General features: G+C 47.1%; 20 protein-coding genes and 2 tRNA genes. 6 read left to right on the plus strand and 16 right to left on the minus strand.

Annotated elements, in window-relative coordinates; all coding sequences use genetic code 11:
* Positions 1-872, plus strand: an 872-nt coding sequence (locus AACP44_RS05180) for a BspA family leucine-rich repeat surface protein (RefSeq protein ID WP_339339416.1), incomplete at its 5' end; no start/stop codon positions are given.
* 108 nt (positions 873-980) lie between these two features.
* On the opposite strand, the gene cmoB is transcribed toward AACP44_RS05180, so the two are convergent.
* The 7 genes from cmoB to AACP44_RS05215 all read right to left on the minus strand — a co-directional run bounded on the left by cmoB (position 981) and on the right by AACP44_RS05215 (position 7,543).
* Complete coding sequence (cmoB, locus tag AACP44_RS05185) at positions 981-1,970, minus strand: tRNA 5-methoxyuridine(34)/uridine 5-oxyacetic acid(34) synthase CmoB (RefSeq protein ID WP_339339417.1); 990 nt, start codon at positions 1,968-1,970, stop codon at positions 981-983.
* Complete coding sequence (gene cmoA / locus AACP44_RS05190; protein WP_339339418.1) at positions 1,970-2,698, minus strand: carboxy-S-adenosyl-L-methionine synthase CmoA; 729 nt, start codon at positions 2,696-2,698, stop codon at positions 1,970-1,972. Before cmoA ends, cmoB begins: the two co-directional genes overlap by 1 nt.
* A gap of 136 nt (positions 2,699-2,834) precedes the next feature.
* Positions 2,835-4,649: a DEAD/DEAH box helicase gene (locus AACP44_RS05195; RefSeq protein ID WP_339339419.1), complete on the minus strand. Its 1,815-nt coding sequence runs from the start codon at positions 4,647-4,649 to the stop codon at positions 2,835-2,837.
* 126 nt (positions 4,650-4,775) lie between these two features.
* On the minus strand, positions 4,776-5,057 hold the full coding sequence (locus tag AACP44_RS05200) for a pyrimidine/purine nucleoside phosphorylase (protein ID WP_339339420.1): 282 nt from the start codon (positions 5,055-5,057) through the stop codon (positions 4,776-4,778).
* A gap of 179 nt (positions 5,058-5,236) precedes the next feature.
* Positions 5,237-5,683, minus strand: a complete 447-nt coding sequence (locus AACP44_RS05205) for a YaiI/YqxD family protein (protein WP_339339421.1) — start codon at positions 5,681-5,683, stop codon at positions 5,237-5,239.
* 62 nt (positions 5,684-5,745) lie between these two features.
* Positions 5,746-6,558 (minus strand): hypothetical protein, encoded by an 813-nt coding sequence (locus tag AACP44_RS05210; RefSeq protein WP_339339422.1) that lies wholly within the window; start codon positions 6,556-6,558, stop codon positions 5,746-5,748.
* Positions 6,559-6,637: 79 nt separating this feature from the next.
* On the minus strand, positions 6,638-7,543 hold the full coding sequence (locus AACP44_RS05215) for an alpha/beta hydrolase (protein WP_339339423.1): 906 nt from the start codon (positions 7,541-7,543) through the stop codon (positions 6,638-6,640).
* A 156-nt stretch (positions 7,544-7,699) separates the two neighbouring features.
* Between AACP44_RS05215 and folE the strand changes: the two genes are divergently transcribed.
* The gene (folE, locus tag AACP44_RS05220; protein ID WP_339339424.1) at positions 7,700-8,392 is read left to right on the plus strand and encodes a GTP cyclohydrolase I FolE; all 693 of its coding nucleotides are present in this window, start codon (positions 7,700-7,702) and stop codon (positions 8,390-8,392) included.
* Positions 8,393-8,674: 282 nt separating this feature from the next.
* On the plus strand, positions 8,675-9,055 hold the full coding sequence (locus AACP44_RS05225) for a VOC family protein (RefSeq protein ID WP_339339425.1): 381 nt from the start codon (positions 8,675-8,677) through the stop codon (positions 9,053-9,055).
* Positions 9,056-9,225: 170 nt separating this feature from the next.
* Here AACP44_RS05225 and AACP44_RS05230 read toward each other — a convergent pair.
* The 9 genes from AACP44_RS05230 to AACP44_RS05270 all read right to left on the minus strand — a co-directional run bounded on the left by AACP44_RS05230 (position 9,226) and on the right by AACP44_RS05270 (position 16,516).
* Positions 9,226-9,302 (minus strand) — tRNA-Met (locus AACP44_RS05230).
* Positions 9,303-9,415: 113 nt separating this feature from the next.
* A complete protein-coding gene (gene ychF / locus AACP44_RS05235; protein ID WP_339339426.1) occupies positions 9,416-10,507 on the minus strand; it encodes a redox-regulated ATPase YchF in 1,092 nt (363 codons plus the stop codon).
* A gap of 38 nt (positions 10,508-10,545) precedes the next feature.
* Complete coding sequence (gene pth, locus AACP44_RS05240; protein WP_339339427.1) at positions 10,546-11,130, minus strand: aminoacyl-tRNA hydrolase; 585 nt, start codon at positions 11,128-11,130, stop codon at positions 10,546-10,548.
* A 123-nt stretch (positions 11,131-11,253) separates the two neighbouring features.
* On the minus strand, positions 11,254-11,934 hold the full coding sequence (locus tag AACP44_RS05245; RefSeq protein ID WP_339339428.1) for a 50S ribosomal protein L25/general stress protein Ctc: 681 nt from the start codon (positions 11,932-11,934) through the stop codon (positions 11,254-11,256).
* Positions 11,935-12,060: 126 nt separating this feature from the next.
* Positions 12,061-12,993, minus strand: coding sequence for a ribose-phosphate pyrophosphokinase (locus AACP44_RS05250; RefSeq protein WP_339339435.1), 933 nt, complete (start codon positions 12,991-12,993; stop codon positions 12,061-12,063).
* 207 nt (positions 12,994-13,200) lie between these two features.
* A tRNA-Gln gene (locus tag AACP44_RS05255) sits at positions 13,201-13,275 on the minus strand.
* 15 nt (positions 13,276-13,290) lie between these two features.
* A complete protein-coding gene (gene ispE, locus AACP44_RS05260; RefSeq protein ID WP_339339429.1) occupies positions 13,291-14,151 on the minus strand; it encodes a 4-(cytidine 5'-diphospho)-2-C-methyl-D-erythritol kinase in 861 nt (286 codons plus the stop codon).
* Positions 14,148-14,750: a lipoprotein insertase outer membrane protein LolB gene (lolB, locus tag AACP44_RS05265; protein ID WP_339339430.1), complete on the minus strand. Its 603-nt coding sequence runs from the start codon at positions 14,748-14,750 to the stop codon at positions 14,148-14,150. Before lolB ends, ispE begins: the two co-directional genes overlap by 4 nt.
* On the minus strand, positions 14,750-16,516 hold the full coding sequence (locus AACP44_RS05270) for a tetratricopeptide repeat protein (RefSeq protein ID WP_339339431.1): 1,767 nt from the start codon (positions 16,514-16,516) through the stop codon (positions 14,750-14,752). The genes lolB and AACP44_RS05270 overlap by 1 nt, the downstream gene beginning before the upstream one ends.
* Before the next feature lie 208 nt (positions 16,517-16,724).
* Between AACP44_RS05270 and hemA the strand changes: the two genes are divergently transcribed.
* Genes hemA through prmC form a run of 3 tightly spaced genes read left to right on the plus strand, consistent with a single transcriptional unit; the run spans position 16,725 to position 19,982 of the window.
* The gene (gene hemA, locus AACP44_RS05275) at positions 16,725-18,029 is read left to right on the plus strand and encodes a glutamyl-tRNA reductase (protein ID WP_339339432.1); all 1,305 of its coding nucleotides are present in this window, start codon (positions 16,725-16,727) and stop codon (positions 18,027-18,029) included.
* Positions 18,026-19,111, plus strand: a complete 1,086-nt coding sequence (gene prfA, locus AACP44_RS05280; RefSeq protein WP_339339433.1) for a peptide chain release factor 1 — start codon at positions 18,026-18,028, stop codon at positions 19,109-19,111. Before hemA ends, prfA begins: the two co-directional genes overlap by 4 nt.
* Before the next feature lie 4 nt (positions 19,112-19,115).
* A complete protein-coding gene (gene prmC / locus AACP44_RS05285; RefSeq protein WP_339339434.1) occupies positions 19,116-19,982 on the plus strand; it encodes a peptide chain release factor N(5)-glutamine methyltransferase in 867 nt (288 codons plus the stop codon).
* Positions 19,983-20,054 lie beyond the last annotated feature (72 nt).

A 20,054-nucleotide genomic window follows, 5' to 3' on the forward strand; every position in this document is an offset into this window, starting at 1 on the left:
TGTTTTCGTTTGCCACAAACTTTAACAGGGATATGGGTGGCTGGGATACAAGTAACGTAAAGACTATGGAGTCGATGTTTAAGTATGCCAAAAATTTTAACGGTAATATCAGTGGTTGGGATACAGGAAACGTAACTAATATGGAGTCGATGTTTTCGTTTGCCACAAACTTTAACAGGGATATGGGTGGCTGGGATACAAGTAAGGTAACTAATATGAGGACGATGTTTTTGGAGGCCACAATATTTAACGGGGATATAGGTGGCTGGGATACAGGAAACGTAGAGAATATGGCGGCGATGTTTGGGGTGGCTGGAAGCTTTAACAGAAATATAAGTGGCTGGGATACAGGAAACGTAACTAATATGGAGTCGATGTTTTCGTTTGCCACAAGATTTAACGGGAATATAAGTGGCTGGAATACAGCGAAAGTAACTGATATGGGGTCGATGTTTTGGAAGGCCAGAAACTTTAACGGGAATATAAGTGGCTGGGATACAGGAAACGTAACTAATATGGCGTCGATGTTTTCGTTTGCCACAAGATTTAACGGGAATATAAGTGGCTGGAATACAGCGAGCGTAGCTAGCATGGACTCAATGTTTGCGGAGGCCACAAGCTTTAACGGCGATATAAGTGGCTGGAATACAGCAAGCGTAAAGAGTATGTGGATGATGTTTTATGAGGCCACAAACTTTAACAGCGATATAAGTGGCTGGGATACAGGGAACGTAACTAACATGATGTCGATGTTTTGCAAGGCCACAAACTTTAACAGGGATATAAGTCGCTGGAATGTAGGCCAAGTAGCTGAGCATCGCCGGTTTGATGATGGTAGTGCTCTAGCTGCTGGACATTTACCCAATTTTTAATACCAATCCCTGATGCAGTCCTTTTTAGTCGATAAATTTCGCTACGGTATAAGCTAGGTCAGATTTTTACCACTCATCAATGGTGTGATGAGTCAATGGCGGGGCGGCTTAAGGAGCTTTGGCAGTAAAAATAGCTCTGCGTGGTGCTGGATAACCCTCGACACTTTTGCGGTGATCATCCGGGTCTAAAAACTGCTCCAGTGAATGAAAAGTCATCCATTCTGTACGGCGTTGTTCTTCGGTTGTGGTATCAGTAACATCGGCCAGTTTAATATCATTAAAGCCCGCCTTTTTTAACCATAACATCATGGTCGGGCAGCTAGGCAGAAACCAGACATTGCCCATGCGCGCATAGCGGCCTTCGGGAACCAGAACTTCACCTTCTTCGCCTTCGATAACCAATGTTTCCAGCACTAGTTCGCCTCTGGTAGCCAAACTATCTCGTAGTTCTACAAGATGATCAAAAGGAGAACGACGATGATAAAGTACGCCCATAGAAAACACCGTATCAAAAAAGCCAAGTTTTTTCGGTAGCTGTTCAATACCCATCGGCAATACTGTGACGCGATGATCTTGAATATACTTTTGCAAAGTAAAAAACTGCACAATAAATAACGGTGTGGGATCGATACCAATCACCAGGTCGGCACCTGCGCCGCGCATACGCCAGCAGTGATAACCGCTACCACAACCGATATCCAATACTTTTTTTCCCGTCAATGGTTGAATATGATCGATTAACCGATCCCACTTCCAATCGGAGCGCCACTCGGTATCAATTTCTATACCCAACAAATTAAACGGGCCTTTGCGCCAGGGATGTAGTCCTTTTAGCTGTTGTTTGAAATCGTTTTGTTGAGCTGTGGTCAGTGGTTTGGTGGTATTGATCGTAATAGCCGCTTGGTTTAAATCATAATCACTGGTCGGCCAGTCAGGCAGCTGTGCCAATACTGATTGCCAGCGGGGCAGATCGCCATAGCGTTTTTCATCTAGGCCGTTGGTGATTTGTGCCGGGATTTGCTCAAGCCACTGTGCCAGCGCATCACGGTAATTATCGTTGCTGCTGAGTTGTTCAATAAAGGGCTGATAATCAATCATTATTTGATAGCGACCAACGAGGCAAAATTAAAACACTGAAACCAAACATCCACGTTATTGAATCCTGCGTTTTTTAAACGTTGTTGATGGGTGGCAATGGTTTCTGGCAGTAGAACATTGTCTAATGCGGTACGCTTCTGGCTGATTTCCATATCGCTATAACCATTGGCGCGTTTAAAGCTGTGGTGTAGCTCAGTATTTAGTGCTTGTAAATGTGGATCATCAAAACAAAATTTTTCTGACAAAATCAGGATACCGCCGTCGAGCATGCCGTTATATATTTTAATTAATAAAGCTTGCCGTTCTTCTACGCTAATAAACTGTAACGTAAAGTTTAATACCACGACGGAGGCATTTTTTATCATAACGTCTTGGATGTTACTTGCTACTAACTCAACCGGTGTGGTTGAAGTATCCTGATCAATAATCTGTTGGCAGCGTTGTTGCATCGCGGCAGAATTATCAACGGCAAAAATTTTACAATCGCGATCATTAAGTTGCTGCCGCATGGCAAGTGTAGAAGCACCCAGAGAGCTACCCAAATCATAACAATGGCTATGGGGTTGTGCATAACGTTCGGCCAGTACTCCGGTCATAGCAATAATGGTGCTATAACCTGGGACGGAACGCTGAATCATATCCGGAAATACTTGCACCACCTTTTCGTCAAAGCTAAAGCTGGCGATAGAATCCAGTGGTTGAGAATAAATAGAGTCTTTATTACTCATGATCTGAGAGGTTCGATGCTGTGATGAATATGGCTGGAGATTTTAGCATAAGCCATAGCAGCTTGGCAGGGTGTTGGGCCGTAATGTCGCGCCGAAATCCGCGGTCTTTGCCGCCTTCGTATAAATACTCAGTTTTTTATTTGGCTTTACGCTTTTTTACTTTAGATTTGCTATCAGCTTTTTTATTTTTGGCTTTATTCGTTTTTGAACTGTTTTTAGGTTTAGCGCTGGTGTTTGGCTTACGCCTTTTCTTCTTATCCGACGTTGGTTTATTGCTATAATCGGCTCTAGCTTCTTCAGAGATAAAAATAGTTTTATTGCAGATACGCACTTTTTTCAGTGTATTTAGCATATCTTTGGGCATGCCTTCGGGCAAATCAACGGTCGAGTAACTGTCATGCAGTTTGATATGGCCGATATGATTACCGTCAATCCCTGACTCATTAGCAATAGCGCCTACCACATCGCCGGGCTTGGCGCCGTCGTCGCGGCCCACCTCAATCCGGTAGCGAACCATATTAATGTCGGCTTTATTGCGCTTGCCTTCTGCTCTTTTACGAGCTGATTTTCTGTGATCATTGCGTTCTGGTTGGTCAAAACTATCCCGCTGTTTTTTGGGTTTTGGTTCATCTTTGACTTCAAGTGGCTTATCTTTTTGTAATAGATAGGCCAGTGCGCAGGCGATATCTTCGGCAGAGCGGTCAGCCTCAATGCTGTATTCAGAGAGTACCTGATGGAAAAAATCCAGTTTTTGATTATCCAATGTTTCGGTTAGTTGCTGCTTAAACTGCCCTATACGTTTGCTAGACACTTCCACGCCGGAGGGTAAATCCATTTTTGAAATGGATTGGCGGGTGGCTTTTTCAATCGCTTGCAATAGGCGCTTTTCACGGGGAGCTACAAATAAAACCGCTTTGCCTGCTCTGCCGGCACGGCCAGTACGGCCAATGCGATGAACATAGGCCTCGGGGTCATAGGGGATATCAAAATTTAGTACATGACTAACGCGCTCAACATCAATGCCACGTGCGGCTACATCGGTAGCGACAATAATGTCGAGTTGTTTTTTCTTCAGGCGATTAATGGTGCGTTCACGTAGGGCCTGATTCATATCGCCGTTTAATGCTGAAGCGGAATAGCCTCTGGCTTCCAGTTTTTCAGCCAGTTCTGCCGTAGCGGTTTTGGTGCGAACAAAAATAATCATGGCATCAAAGTTGTCAGCTTCTAGTATGCGAGTAATGGCATCGAGCTTGCGTTCAAAGCCATTGACGATTAAATAAGACTGTTCAATTTTTGCCGCAGTGGTGGTGTCACTGGCAATGCGAACTTCTTTTGGGTTGTTTAGGTAGCGGTCCGCCACTTTGCGAATAGGCTTTGGCATGGTGGCAGAAAACAGAGCAACCTGTCGTTGTTTCGGCGTATGTTCTAAAATCCATTCCACATCATCAATAAAGCCCATGCGGAGCATTTCGTCGGCTTCATCCAATACCAAGCTGGTTAGTCCTTCCAGTTTTAAGCTGCCCCTGCGCAGGTGATCCATAACGCGGCCGGGTGTGCCTACCACAATATGCACCCCACGTTTAAGCTGGCGTAATTGTCCGCTCATATCCTGACCGCCATAAATAGGTAAAACATTAAACCCTTTCATTTGGCTGGCGTAGGTTTGAAAGGCTTCGGCCACCTGAATAGCTAGCTCTCGGGTAGGGGCCAGTACCAGCGTTTGAGGTGTTTTGTTGTTAATATCGATTTTGCTTAGTAGCGGTAACGCAAAGGCTGCCGTTTTGCCGGTGCCGGTTTGCGCCACTCCGAGGAGATCATCGCCATTTAATAAGTGCGGGATACTGGCGGCTTGAATCGGCGAGGGCTGTTCATAGCCAACCTGATCAATGGCTTTCTGCACGGGTGTGGCTAGTGCCAGATCTTTAAAACTGGTGGCTTCGGAGGATGACATGAATAATCTCGATAGTGGGTGCCGATGGTGCTTGGCCGGCATCTGGCGTGTGGCGGCGGATTATACGGCTTTTGATCCTGTTCGGGAAGGCTAGACTTCAGCGGCCTTTATCGCCCTTAGCTACGGTTATTCGTAGGTACAAAGATAAGCCGTTTCAACAGCAACCTTTAATTGAAATTTTTCATTAGCCTCAACAATAAAGTGTTCGCCAGCATTAAAGGTTTTCCAGTCATCACTGCCCGGCAACTTTACGGTAAGCGCACCGCTCACCACCGTCATGGTTTCTTTCTGGCTGGTGCCAAATTCAAATTCACCAATGGCCATAACGCCAACGGTGGCGGGTAAAGTTTTCGTTTGAAAGGCGATCGATGCCACCTTGCCATCAAAGTATTCGTTAACACTAAACATGCGTAAGCTCCAAAAAAGTGCTCTGATCAATGCCATCTCGCCATAGCATTAAGCTTAAAATTGAGGGGCGCGATTATACGTTAAAATGAATAATTAAGGGAATTCGATGGCGGTTTAATCAATGTTTATCTTCTATGAAACCTAGTAAAGAGTCACAGTCATTAATCTTGCCCAAACCATTATTTGGCTTTGGCAAGTAATCTGTCGAGTGTATTGGCAAAGGTTTGTTTGTCTTTTGAATCCAGTGGTGGTGGTCCGCCGCTGGCTTGTCCCGTGCTGCGCATTTCTTCCATAAAATTTCTCATCGTTAAGGTCTGCTTAATATTTTGTTCGGTATATAGCGTGCCGCGCGGATTAATACCATAGGCGCCCTTGGCAACAATATCAGCAGCTAGTGGAATATCTGCGGTGATAACAATATCACCGGGTTCAGTTTGCTGAGCAATATGGTTATCCGCCACATCAAAGCCTGCGGGCACTTGCACCGATTTAATATAGGGTGATGGTGGCACCTTAATATATTGGTTGGCGACCAGTGTTACTGGTATCTGTACCCGATTAGCAGCGCGAAATAAGATGTCTTTGATCACGTTGGGGCAGGCGTCGGCATCGACCCAGATATGCATAGCGAACTTCCTTTAATTTGCTTGGTAATTATCGTTATCGAAATCCAATGGATTTTTTACTGCTAGGGTTGTTGAGATTGCAAGCGTTGCATTAATTCCTGCAGCTGTGGGTTGTTGATAATTTGCTGCTGAATATGCTGGAGTTGTTCAGGGTTATTGATTAGTTCTTGCAGCTGTGGGTTGTTGAGTAGTTCGGCGGTATCGATACCGTTACCGTTTTGATTGGATTGCTGCAGTAGCTCTATTACAGAATCAATATTAGTTCTAGAAGAGCTGTTGGTAGCCGTCGAGCCAAAGCTGGAGTAACCGGCGCTGGTGCTACGAGTCACCTGACCATTGCTGGTTGTCTGTGAAAACGATTGTGAAAAATGCTCAATATTAAAGTCGTTATTGTCGGCGATGATGCCAAAGACTTTATCGCCAAATTGGTTGGCGATGTGTTGTAGTCGGTCATCGGGATCTTGTAGCTGGGTGACTTTCCCAAAGCCCCACAGACCTAACAAAACCACAGCGGTAGCGATAGCGCCATTCAGCGTCGCTCCGGCAATTTTACCGCCGATCGAATGGTTGTCGGCAATCATTTTAAAGATGGGGATAACGCGACCTAACAATTTAAATAGCATGGCGACGATCAGGCCGGTGAAAAATAGGGTGACGATAAATAGCCCCAAGCCGCTGATTATTTGCAGGGCGGCAGCAGGCAGACCAATGCTGGTATTTAAACTGATAAAATCGGCGAGTGGATCGCGATAGTGGTCGGCCACAAGGTAGCCCAGAGCAAAGCCAAGCAATCGACCAATAACACCGCTAAAGCCGAGGAGCAGGCCTCGCAGGGCAAAGAGTAAAACCGCGATAATTAAAATACTTGAAGCCATAAATATGCTCTCTCTATTTTTTCTGTTGGCTATTCTAGGCGTAAGTATCGGGGTAGAGTGCCAACTTGCCTTTTTAGATTTAAGCTTGCCTTAAAAGTTTGAGAATTAATTCGGCAGTTTCAATCGGGCGTTCTTGCATAAAACAATGCCTGCCTTCGATCACAATACGATCGATAAGCGGGTTTTGTTTAGCTGCTCTAGCGCTAGCAGCCTTAACAAATGAGTAGCTTGTTTTGCCAGCGATGATGGTCATGGGTGTTGCCACCTTTTTGACTGAAGGCCATATCGGGCCAGTTTGCCCTGCAAATATCAAGGCTTCGGTAGTGGGTGAGCATTTTAACTGGGCTTGCTGTTGATGTTCTGACAGGCAGTGATCGGTATAGGCTCGCAGGCAGGCATTATCCCAACCTTTATAAATGCCTCGGCCATGCAGTGTCTCGAAGGCGTTCTGGCGACTTGGCCAGCGGCTACGACGCTTTAAGGTGCGACTGACTATGGGGTTAAAGTTGGATAGACCGAATAAATGGATAAGGCGGTTGATTAGCCTGATATGCGGCGGGAATAGTACCGGGTCTAGCAGTATGGTTCGGGTAAATAGCTGTGGCCGATGACCTGCGGTTAATAATGTCATAATGCCACCAAAGCTATGGCCAATGCCGTACAGCGGTATAGTACCCGCACCCTGCCAAAGGTTATTCCACTGGCTATAACAAGCTTCGATATGCTCCAAGCCATGTATGGCACACTGCTGCCAGCTGATCTTATCGCCTTTATCACTATCGCCATGGCCCTGAGTATCCATGATCACCAGGTCATAGTGGGGTGCTAATTGTTCCAGCATAGGTTTATAGCACAGGCCACTAAGGCCATTGCCATGTCGAAAATAGATAATGGGCTTGCCACTCAATCGAGTTTGCCAACCTCTTAGGGTGACGTTGTCTGAGGCGGTAAAAGCCCAGGGCTCGAGTTGTTGCAGAAAAGTCATAAAATAGGTAAAAGTGATTTAGAAAAACCCATTCTAGCATGTTAGAGTAGGTTTAAGGGTTCTGAGGCTATCTAGAAAAACCCGTCTTGCCGTTAATCCAATACATGGCGGGCATGCGTAACCACCCTTAGAGACAATATTAATAAAGGATCAATTATGGATTCAGTAGCAGAGCAAACACTAAGCTTTCCTCCTATGTCGACTACATATTCAGATGAAGCAGAGCTTGTTCGTAAGGCACTGATCGATGCCGGTCTGGAAACACCGCTTACCGGCAAGCAGTTATTAAGTAGAGATGAAAAGTATCAGCGTATCCGTGAGGCCATGACCGATGTGGTTGATACTCTGGGTTTGGATCTTACTGATGACAGCTTGAATGAAACGCCTCACCGCATCGCCAAGATGTATGTCGATGAGATTTTTTCTGGTCTGGATTACAGCAAGTTCCCAAAAATCACCGCCATCGAAAATAAGATGGGCGTACATGAGATGGTCAAGGTCAGTGATATTAGTTTAGTCAGCACTTGTGAGCATCATTTTGTCACCATCGATGGCGTGGCCAAGGTGGCTTATATGCCGGCTAAAAAAATTATCGGCCTGTCTAAAATTAACCGTATTGTTCGCTTCTTTGCGCAGCGCCCGCAAGTACAAGAGCGCTTAACCCAGCAAATCTTAATGGCATTGCAAACCTTGCTACAAACAGAGAACGTAGCGGTAAGCATTGACGCCTCGCATTATTGTGTCAAAGCGCGCGGTGTTATGGATGCCTCTTCGATGACTCAGACCTTGGCCTTAGGTGGTTTATTTAAAGACGATGCCACTAGTCGTCAGGAATTTATGGCGACCTAAACGCTAGCGTTTTCTGCTTAAAGTTATCTCTAATACTTCAGCACTCGTAGCCATTATACTTTTCTAAAAAAGTATTATTGTTTCTTTTTTAATGTTAAAAATTACTCTTTTGTAATTTTTCTCGAGCGCTCTTTGTTTATCATTAACTGATTTCGGCTTAGGCGTTTGGATAGTGTAAGTCTATGCGATTTAAGTGTTCGTTCTAATATGATTTTTGAGATCAGACCGTTTTAGCCTTGGCTATTGTGTGTTTTATTTATTTTGTAAAAGAGGAGAGTATTAATGTTCAGTCATATAATGATTGGTGCAAACGATATTGAAGCATCAAAGAAGTTTTACGATGCGGTTCTAGGTACTATGGGGTGTAAATTGGGTGTAATCGACGAAAAAGGTCGTTGTTTCTATTCTACGGCAGGTGGCATCTTCATTATCAGCAAACCCATTAATGGCGAGCCTGCCTGCCATGGTAATGGTAGTACCATCGGCTTTGCAGTGAAGGATTCGGCGACGGCTGATGCCTGGTATGCGGCAGGTCTCGCTAATGGTGGTACTTCCTGTGAAGATCCTCCCGGTGTGCGCGAGAACGCAACGGTCAGTCTTTATCTCGCTTATTTACGAGATCCCTCCGGTAATAAAATTTGTGCCCTGCACCGGATGAATTGATTTTGCTGTTTCGGCAGAAATCGTTAAAACAAGCTAGTCCACTCGACAAGCTGATGTTTGTGGTGTTTCTATCGAAGGTTGGATATGGGTTTGGTAGGGAAGTCATACAGCATCCACAAAAAAGCCCGCTGATTGGCGGGCTGTTAAGCTACTGGTTTAGCAGTATAGAGTGGTAGCGAGAGGCAGATTTGAACTGCCGACCCCATCATTATGAGTGATGTGCTCTAACCAGCTGAGCTATCTCGCCAAAACTTGTCTGGTCTGCATGAGCCTTGTGAGCCTAGTGCCGACTTTCAGGAGGCGCGTATTCTGGCGATTCGGGCCCTTGCTGTCAAGCGTGTTGCAACCTGTTTGGCGGATTTACACGTTAAATTTAAAGTGGATTACATCGCCGTCTTTAACGATATAGTCTTTACCTTCCAGACGTAATTTACCGGCCTCTTTGGCCCCTTGTTCGCCGTTATGCGCCACAAAATGCTCATAGGACATAATTTCAGCTTTGATAAAACCACGCTGGAAGTCAGTATGAATTACGCCGGCGGCCTCTGGTGCGGTAGCGCCCAGAGGAATAGTCCATGCACGGACTTCCTGAACGCCTGCTGTGAAATAAGTGTGAAGACCGAGCAGCTCATAACCGGCGCGAATGACGCGGTTTAATCCGGCCTCCTGCATACCGAGATCTTCCAGAAATTCAGCTTTTTCTGCTTCGTCCAATTCAGCAATCTCTGCTTCGAGCTTATTACAGATCGGTACCACAACCGCACCTTCGGCTTCAGCAATCGTGCGGACAACATCTAATAGCGGATTGTCTTCAAAGCCATCTTCATCGACATTGGCGATATACATGGTAGGTTTAGTGGTCAATAAATGCAGGCTAGGTAAGATATCCCGTTCGGCTTCAGTCAATTCAAGTGACCGCACCGGCAGGCCCTCAGAAAGATGAGGAATCAATTTTTCGATCAGCGCTTTTTGCGCGATTGCTTGTTTATCGCCGCCTTTGGCTGTGCGGGTGACTCTTTGCAATTGTTTTTCAACACTTTCCAGATCAGCCAGTGCCAATTCCATATTGATAATGTCAATATCGTTAGCGGGGTTGATGGTATTGGCAACGTGAATAACATTGTCGTTTTCAAAACAGCGCACCACATGGGCAATCGCATCGGTCTCGCGAATATTGGCGAGAAACTGGTTGCCAAGCCCTTCACCTTTGGAGGCGCCTTCGACTAGACCAGCAATATCGACAAACTCCATGCTTGTCGGTACTACTTTTTGCGGTTTTACAATCTCTGCCAGTTTATCCTGGCGCGAATCGGGAATGGGTACGATGCCTGAGTTGGGCTCAATGGTACAGAAGGGAAAGTTTTCCGCATCGATACCCGCTTTGGTCAGTGCATTAAATAACGTGGATTTGCCGACATTAGGCAGGCCAACGATTCCGCAATTAAATCCCATGATTTTCTCTTATATTGTGTTTGTTGGTGAAGTTCAAGTCAGGCTTTGAAGCTATGTAAATAATTCATCGCTTTAGCCCAGTCGCCGCTAATGGCTTCGGGCAAGGCGCGTATCGCTTCATCAATGGCATCCAGTATTTTCTGATGCTCGGCTTGGGGTGCTTTGGTTAACACATAACCGCTGACTTTATCGGCAGAGCCAGGGTGACCAATACCAATACGCAGGCGATGAAAGTTTTTGTTATTACCGCATTTGGCGACAATATCCCGCAGACCATTGTGACCGCCATGACCGCCGCCCTGTTTAAAGCGGGCGGTGCCGATATCAATATCCAGTTCATCGTGGGCAACGAGTATTTCTTCTACAGCTACCTTATAAAAGTTGCACATAGCGGCAACGGCCTGACCGCTGCGATTCATAAAAGTGGTAGGGATCACCAGCCGCACATCGTCACCATCAAGATTGACTCGGCCAGTCAGCCCAAAAAATTTGCTGTCTGGTTTTAGGGACACACCTTGTTGGCCGGCAAGCGCCTCTACCAATAGCGCGCCTGCATTATGGCGGGTCTGTTCGTATTCGCGGCCCGGATTGCCCAAACCTACAATCAGTTTAATCTTACTCACTGTCAGCGCCCTTAAACAAGCCCGTTATTTTAGATAGCATAGTGTAAAAAACAAAATGGGGACAAAGTCCCCATTTTTAGTGGCAAGCTGGGCATTGCTGGCAATGCCCTTGGCGGAAGCGTGTTAGTCTTCGCCGCTTTCTTCTTTGCTTTCACCTTCACTTGCAGCGTCGCTTTCACCCTCGGTTGCCGCTTCGTCTGCTTCGTCTTCATCAGCGCCACCTTTAGTGGCATTAACGGCTGATACCAGCAGATCGTGATCGCCGCCGTGAGCTAGGGCAACACTTTCAACACCCTCGGGTAAAGTCAGGTCTGACAGGTGAATGTTTTCACCGATTTTCAGCGCTTCCATATCGACTTCGATATATTCGGGCAAGTCTTTTGGCAGACAGCTAACTTCGATATCGTTAAGAGCGTGGGATATAGTACCGCCTTCCATCTTAACGCCGAAACAGCTTTCTTCATTAATAAAGTGAAGCGGCACATGCATAGTCAACTTGGTTTTGGCGCTAACACGCAAGAAATCAACATGCATAATGGTATTTTTGGCTGGGTGACGCTGCATATCTTTAACAACAACCTGCTCTGACTGACCGTCTAGCGAAAGATCAACTAGGCTGGTGAAAAACGCTTCGTTTTCAGCCAGCTTAACGATTTCGTTCATCGCTACGGTTACGGGTGCGGGCTTGCTTTTACCGCCATAGACGATACCAAGCACACGGTTTTCCAGACGACGTAGGCGGCGGCTCGCACCTTTCCCTAAGTCTGTTCTGGTCTCTGCATTTAACGTAAATTCGCTAGACATAGTATGTCTCCTTTAGTTAGCGAAAACACTCATTACCTGCGACCAGTAATGAGTGGGTTGATGGATTGATGACCAGCAATAAATCATCGCTGTTTGATCAATCCGTTAGTATTAGCGGTGCTTCAACTATCGGAACAGCGCGCTAATGGATTCTTCGTTACTGACTCGACGTACTGATTCGGCTAACAGCGTGGCCATGGTGAGCGTGCGAATTTTACCGCAGGCTTTGGCTGCATCGGTTAACGGAATGGTGTCAGTCACAACTAGCTCATCTAGTTGTGAGCCACTTAAATTATCCAGTGCCTTGCCCGACAATACTGGGTGGGTACAGTAGGCAACCACTTTGGCAGCACCATTGTCTTTTAGTGCAGTGGCGGCTTTACACAGCGTGCCAGCGGTATCGACCATATCGTCAACCAACACACAGGTGCGGCCTTCTACTTCACCAATAATATGCATGACCTGCGCTTCGTTAGCCTGGGGTCGACGCTTATCGATAATGGCTAAATCGCAATCATTAAGTTGCTTGGCGACAGCACGAGCTCGAACCACACCACCGATATCCGGAGATACCACTACCATATTGGAATATGCTTGTTTGTTGATATCGTCTAACAGCACCGGTGAGCCGTAAACGTTATCAACCGGCACATCAAAAAAGCCCTGAATCTGTTCGGCGTGTAGATCAACGGTGAGTACTCTGTCGACACCAACACCAGTCATCATATCGGCAACGACTTTGGCGCTAATCGGTACTCGTGACGAGCGTACCCGACGATCCTGACGAGCATAACCGAAGTAGGGGACTACTGCGGTAATGCGGCCCGCTGAAGAGCGGCGCATGGCATCGATCATGACGATCAATTCCATTAAATTATCATTGGTGGGCTGGCAGGTAGACTGGATAATAAACACATCCGCGCCGCGCACGTTTTCTTTAATCTCAACAGCGACTTCGCCATCGCTAAATTGGCCTACATCGGCTTCACCCAAGGGAAGATGTAGTTGTGCGGCAACCTGCTCAGCGAGTTGAGGGTTGGCATTGCCGGTAAAAACCATCAATTTGGACACGGTATTTTCCTATGCTGGTTGCACATTGCTGCTGTTGCAGACCAAAGCTCTATAACAGCTTCAATCATATATTTTTTTATAGCTTACTTCGCTGGGAGGGAGCATTGATGGCGGGCTTTTGGCGTCGCCCAGGTCGATGGCGCATCGATCCACTGTCCAGCTTCGCTCGGATGATCGGCCCGAGGGAATATAATATGGCTGGGGCGAGAGGATTCGAACCTCTGAATGCCAGGATCAAAACCTGGTGCCTTGCCGCTTGGCGACGCCCCAATAAAAGTACTTGGTTTACAGGCTAAGTGCTTGATGCGTTGGGGAAATATTCACCCCTTTGGCAACAAAGCCCTGTAATTCCTTGGGTAACTGATGAAGAATTTGCTCGGCTGACTTACGGTCAGGATATTGGGCAAAAACACAGGCACCAGTACCTGTCAGTCGAGCGGGGTTGTTAGTGGCTGTTTGGCTTAGTGAATTTAGCCAATTTAATGCCCGATCAACAGCCGGATAACACTGTCGTACCACCGCTTCGCAGTCATTGTGACCACCCTGCTTCAAAACGGCGGCTATTGTGATCGGAGAGGTGTTCCGAGTCAACTGTTTGTGGGAAAAAATTTCAGCGGTCGAGACCTCACAATCAGGCTTGGCCACCAAGTACCAAGACTCAGCAATATCAATAGCTTGCAGGCGTTCACCCACGCCTTCGGCGAATGCGGAATGGCCTCTGACAAATACCGGCACATCAGCGCCCAATTGCAGGCCTAAATCAGCCAGTTGATCAATCGATAAATCCAGTTGCCAAAGCTGATTTAGCGCTAACAGAGTGGTAGCGGCATTCGAGCTACCGCCGCCCAAGCCGCCGCCCATCGGGAGGGTTTTTTCCAGCTGTATATCCGCGCCCAAAGTTGAGCCGGTGGACTGCTGTTGCAGTAGCCGAGCGGCTCGAATAATAAGATTATCTTCGCTTGCAATGCCCGCTATAGCTGGGCTCAGGTGTAACTGATTATCATCGCGGGTTTGATAGTGCAGGGTGTCGCCGTAATCCAGTAATTGAAACAGGGTTTGCAGTTGATGATAGCCGTCATCGCGCTGCCCGGTGATATGCAACATCAGATTAAGTTTTGCCGGAGATAGCAGACTTAGGGTGCTCATGGTGTATTGCAGTCCGGATCTAGCTGCCATTGATTAATAACGACGGTAACTTTTACCGTGGGTTGTTCAGCAATAATTCGGCTGGGAAGCTGGTAGGCACTGTGTTTGATAAATCGCGGATAGCTCAGCTGCCATGCCTGTTGCTTAAATCCTGGGGCGTTATTGTTATCGACTCGATGGCTATAATTGGGATCTGGCAATGCTCGCAGCCAATAACGTAATTGCTCCATCGGCAGCGTCCAGCCAAACTGTTGCTTTAATAAAGTGCTGGTGTTGCTGGCGGAATAGCGCTGTTTATCGGCGGTGACTAAATAAACCTGTTTTGAGTCGCCTGTTAAATGAGCGGCCCCTTGCCCTAGCGGCCCACTAAGGCGGATATCAAATACTTCACCACACTGACGCCAGTTAAGGTAGGCGCTGTGAGCTTGTTGGTTGCTGCGCAGTCCCACTTTGCCACTAACGGACCACTGCTGAATATCCCGATTGTTAGCCAATCCATCCATAATGACGGCCGTTGGTGCGGTCTGCTGCACGGTGCTACAAGCACTAAGCACAGCTAATAATAGTATCGGGATACGCTGTAGCAGACGAATCATCATTATTCCGCAGATACCGTCGCAGGAGCCAGCCGTTGCATGGTTTCTTTGATGAAATGGCTATCGGGTTTGTTGTTCAGGCCGTCTTGCCAGATTTTTATCGCCGCTGCTTGCTCACCCAATTGCCATAGTACTTCACCGAGGTGCGCTGCCACTTCATGATCGGGGAAGTTTTTATAGGCCGTCTTCAATAAAGCTAACGCTTCGCTTAGATTGCCACGCCGGTATTGCACCCAGCCGAGACTATCCTGAAACGCTGGGTCACCAGGCCTGATGGCTAAGGCACGGCTAATATAGTCAAAGGCTTTATCCAGTTGCAGGTTGCGATTGGCCAGAACATAACCCAGCATATTCAGTGCGGTGGCATTGTTACTATCCAAGGCAATAAGCTTAAGCAAATCCTGCTCCATTAATTCAAGCATATCCAAACGTTCACTAAGTACCGAGCGGGCATACAGCAAATTAGGTTGTTCGGGGTTGATTAACAGCGCTTGGGTTAAAAGTTTATGAGCATCTTCAGCGCGATTATTATTGAGCATTAGCTCTGATTCCAACAGATGCAAACGCACGGCGTGCTCGGGGTATTGCTGATGTAGCTTTTGCAAATACTCACCAGCGGTATCAATCCGCCCTTGCAGGCTATAGACACTGATAATGCGGTTAATCGCGGTGAAAAAGTCAGTCCCACCCGGTGGAATCTGCTGGTAGTAGTTAATCGCGGTTTGCCAGTCTTGATCGGATTCGGCTAGTTGCCCCAGATAAAAGTTGGCGGCGGTGGTTTTATTGCCGCTATTCAATAAACGCTGAAAGTAGATTTTAGCCGCTTCAGGTTGTTGAATTTGTTTGCTGATTAAACCGAGCGAGAGCAATAGATCGGGGTCGCGAGGTGAGAGTGCGAGTAAAATCTCAAATTGTTGTTTGGCTTTTTCAATATCTTTAGCCATTAAAATGCGGGCATATTGCAGTCGCAGGCGACGATTATTGGGGTGCGTGGCAACCACTTTTTCCAGTCGATCATAGGCTTCGTCGACACGGTTAAGCTGTTGCAATAAGCGCGCCTCTAAAACCACAGCATCTAAATCCTCGGCGTCGATTTTTAGTGCATGGCGAACAATGGTCAAAGCTTTTTCAGCTTGCTGACGCTGTTGAATTATCAAGGCTTTGCTTAACAGTAGCTGAGTATTCTCAGGATAAGTAAGCAGTAGTGCGTCAATACGTGCCTCCACCGCGTTGCGAGTGGCCTCTGGCATAGCCAAGGTATCAGCGACAATGGCAGCAAAATTGGTGCTACTACCTTGTTCAAGCAAGCTAGTCATATGGTCTAGTGCCGCTAGCGGCTGTTGATTTTTGGCCAGCGTAGTGGCAGCGATATATTGCGCTTCTGCATTTTCTGGCTCCAGTTCTACCCATAACTGAGCGGCACTCAGTGTGGCTTTATTGGCACCAAGAAATTGCGCCAATCGAGTAGCACGGCCGGCAACACCGGCATCACGGGTTTGATGGGCTTGTTGGAGATAATTGCCTAAAGCAAGGTCATAGTGATTGCGTCTTACGGCAAATTCGGCCACTAATAAATCATGCAAGCTGTCGTCAGGAAAAGATCTTGTGGGAATGTCTGCTGCCACCTGTTCCACTGCAGCTTGGTTAATGGCGGTTTCTGCTGCCGGCTCATCGGCAGGTTGTTGTGGCGTGCTACTGCAAGCGCTAAATAAAGCTAGCACTGTGGTTGTAGCGAGTACTTTAAAAGTCGTGGTGGACATTGGGGTCATACAGTTTGGGTCCTTATATTAGGCCGCTATGATGACATAAAGCGGCTTCTAATCACTATAACTATTATAATAAGTAGCACTGTGAATCCACTTTTGCTCGCTAACTTGCTAGAATTGTGCGCCTTTTTGTGGAGAGGGGTGCGATAATGTGTTCCTGCTATATTGATAATTGGGTTTGTCACCCCCTTTGAGGATTCATCACCGCTGTATGGTCTTGATTGTACTGGGCATTAATCACAAGTCAGCCAATGTTGCGCTGCGCGAACGCGTTGCGTTTGCGCCTGAGCAAATGGCTGAAGCCTTGCAGGACGCATTAACCGATGCGCTGTTGGCCGAGGTGGTGATTTTATCGACCTGTAATCGTACCGAACTCTATGCGATGGTGGCGGACGAGCATCTTCAGGGCAGCGAGCAGCGGCTATTGGCATGGTTGGGTGCCTATCATCATATTCCCTGGTCCGATCTGGAAACTTGTTATTACAGCTATAGCGATCAAAATGCCTTGCGGCATATTATTCAGGTAACCAGCGGTTTGGATTCCATGGTATTGGGTGAGCCGCAGATCTTCGGGCAAATGAAATCGGCCTTTGCCGTGGCCCAAGAAGCCAATTCTGTAGGCAGCGAATTCTCGCGAATTTTCCCTCATGTGTTTTCCGTAGCTAAAAAAGTGCGCACCGATACCGCAATTGGCAAAAACCCGGTTTCAGTCGCCTATGCGGCGGTGAATTTATCGCACCATATCTTTTCTGATTTAACCGAAACCCGCGCCTTATTGATTGGTGCCGGCGAGACTATTGAGTTGGCGGCGCGACATCTCTCAGAAAACGGGGTAAAAAGTATCGTAGTGGCCAACCGTACTTTGGGTCGGGCAAGAGAACTGGCCCATCATTTCGGTGCCGAGGCGGTATTACTCTCTGAAATTCCCGAGCAATTAATACAGGCCGATATCGTGATTTCATCCACCGCCAGTCAATTACCGATTTTGGGTAAAGGCGCGGTAGAGCGCGCGTTAAAACACCGCAAGCATCGCCCGATTTTAATGGTCGATATCGCGGTGCCCAGAGATATAGAACAACAAGTGGGTGAGTTAAGCGATATTTATTTATATACCATTGATGATCTTACCGAGATTGTTGATGAAAATAAGCGCAACCGCGAATCAGAAGCACGCAAAGCCGATAAACTGATTGATAAAGGCGTAGACAATTATTTGCAACAGCTACGCTCGTTGGATGTGGTTTCAACCCTTAAAGCCTATCGGCAAAAGTCGGAACAGACGCGTGATATTGAATTGGAAAAAGCGTTAAAACAGCTGGCCAAAGGCGAAAATGCCGAGCAGGTATTGACCCAGCTTGCCCGCAACCTGACCAATAAGTTTATGCACCTGCCAAGTATAGCCATGAAAAAAGCCAGCGCTGATGGTCGTGAGGACAGGGTAGGTTGGGCGCACCAACTGTTTGGGCTGCAAATTGACAAAGAGCCTGAAGACGAAAACAACAAAGAGACACCATGAAAGATTCAATTGTTCAGAAACTGGATAACTTACTAGACCGCCATGAAGAACTGGGCGCGTTGCTAAGTGACAGTGAGATTATTAGTGATCAGGATAAATTTAGATCGCTATCCAAAGAGTACGCAGAAGTCGAACCCGTTGTGCATTGCTATAACGATTACCGACAAACCATAGACGATATAGACGAGGCACAAGCTTTATTAAAAGATGGCGATGCTGAAATGCGCGAGATGGCGCAGGAAGAACTATCCGATGCGCAAGGTCGTCGTGATGAGATGGAAGCAGAGCTACAAAAATTATTACTGCCCAGAGATCCCAATGATTCCAATAATGTCTTTTTAGAAGTTCGGGCAGGGACCGGTGGTGACGAGGCGGCGATTTTTTCTGGTGATCTATACCGAATGTATAGCCGTTATGCTGAAAAAAAGGGCTGGAAAGTCGAGCCCATCTCCGAGCGTGAAGGCGATCATGGTGGTTATAAAGAAATTATCGTTCGGGTTACCGGTCAGGATGTTTATGCCCATTTAAAATTTGAGTCCGGGGCTCATCGTGTGCAGCGTGTACCAGAAACAGAGTCACAGGGGCGGGTACATACCTCGGCCTGCACCGTGGCGATCATGCCGGAAATTGATAGTGTCGACGAAATAGAAATCAATAAAAATGATTTGCGGATAGATACCTTTCGCGCCTCCGGTGCCGGTGGTCAGCACGTCAACAAAACCGATTCAGCGATTCGTTTAACCCATATACCCACAGGTATTGTGGTGGAGTGTCAGGATGAACGCTCACAGCATAAAAACAAAGCGCGGGCGATGTCTTTGCTGCAGTCAAGAATCCTGACCGGTATTCAGGATAAACAACAGCAACAGCAAGCCGATGAGCGCCGCAATTTAGTCGGTAGCGGTGATCGCTCGGAACGAATCCGAACTTACAATTATGCACAGGGCCGCGTCACCGACCATCGGATTAATTTAACCTTATATAAATTATCAGAAGTGATGGAAGGCTCGCTGGGTGAAGTGATCGACCCATTGCGCAATGAATATCAGGCCGATCTGTTAGCGGCCATGGCCGACGAATAAAACCATGGCAACCGTAGCGGAGCTACTATCACAGCGCCAGCAATTAGTTGCATGCAGTGACAGCCCGGCGCTAGATGTAGCGATGTTACTGTGCCATTGTTTGCAAAAACCTAGCAGTTATCTGCGAGCATGGCCCGAGGCAGAAGTGCCAGAGCCAGCTCGGCAACAATTTCAAAGTTTATTAGAACGACGCATTACCGGAGAGCCCGTTGCCTATCTTATTGGTGAGAGGGGGTTTTGGTCGTTGGATTTACAAGTTAGCCCTTGCACCTTAATACCCCGCCCGGAAACTGAATTACTGGTTGAATTGGCGCTAGCTACAATATCGGCCAAAACTGCAGCTAGCATCCTTGATCTGGGTACTGGCACTGGAGCCATCGCACTGGCTTTGGCTGCTGAGCGCAGTGATTGTGTGATAAAAGCCTGTGATATCACGGCGCAGGCCGTTGCGCTAGCAGAAAGCAACCGGCAAAAATATAGCTTGGATAATGTCGAGATTTTTCAATCGAATTGGTTTGCTGCGCTTAGCGATCAATCGTTTGATTTAATTGTTAGTAACCCTCCGTATATTGATTCGGCTGATAAACACTTACAGCAAGGCGATGTCCGTTTTGAACCTCGCTCGGCATTGGTGGCGGATAACAAAGGCCTTGCCGATATAGCAACCATTATTCGACAGGCCCCAGCTTATCTTAGTGATCATGGCTGGCTATTGCTTGAGCATGGTTATGATCAAGCCACGGCCGTGCAAGCCTTATTGGCAACAGCGGGGTTTGAACAAGTATTTACTCAACAGGATCTCGCTGGACTCGATCGAGTGACCGGCGCTTGTTATATCGCCGCGTCGAATGGAGCAAAGCCCAGTGAATGATGAGCAGTTACTGCGCTATAGCCGCCAGATCAGGTTAGATGGCTTTGATCTACAGGGTCAGCAACAGTGACT

The sequence above is a fragment of the uncultured Oceanicoccus sp. genome, from assembly GCF_963968385.1.
In the GTDB taxonomy this organism is placed as follows: Bacteria; Pseudomonadota; Gammaproteobacteria; order Pseudomonadales; family Dasaniaceae; genus Oceanicoccus.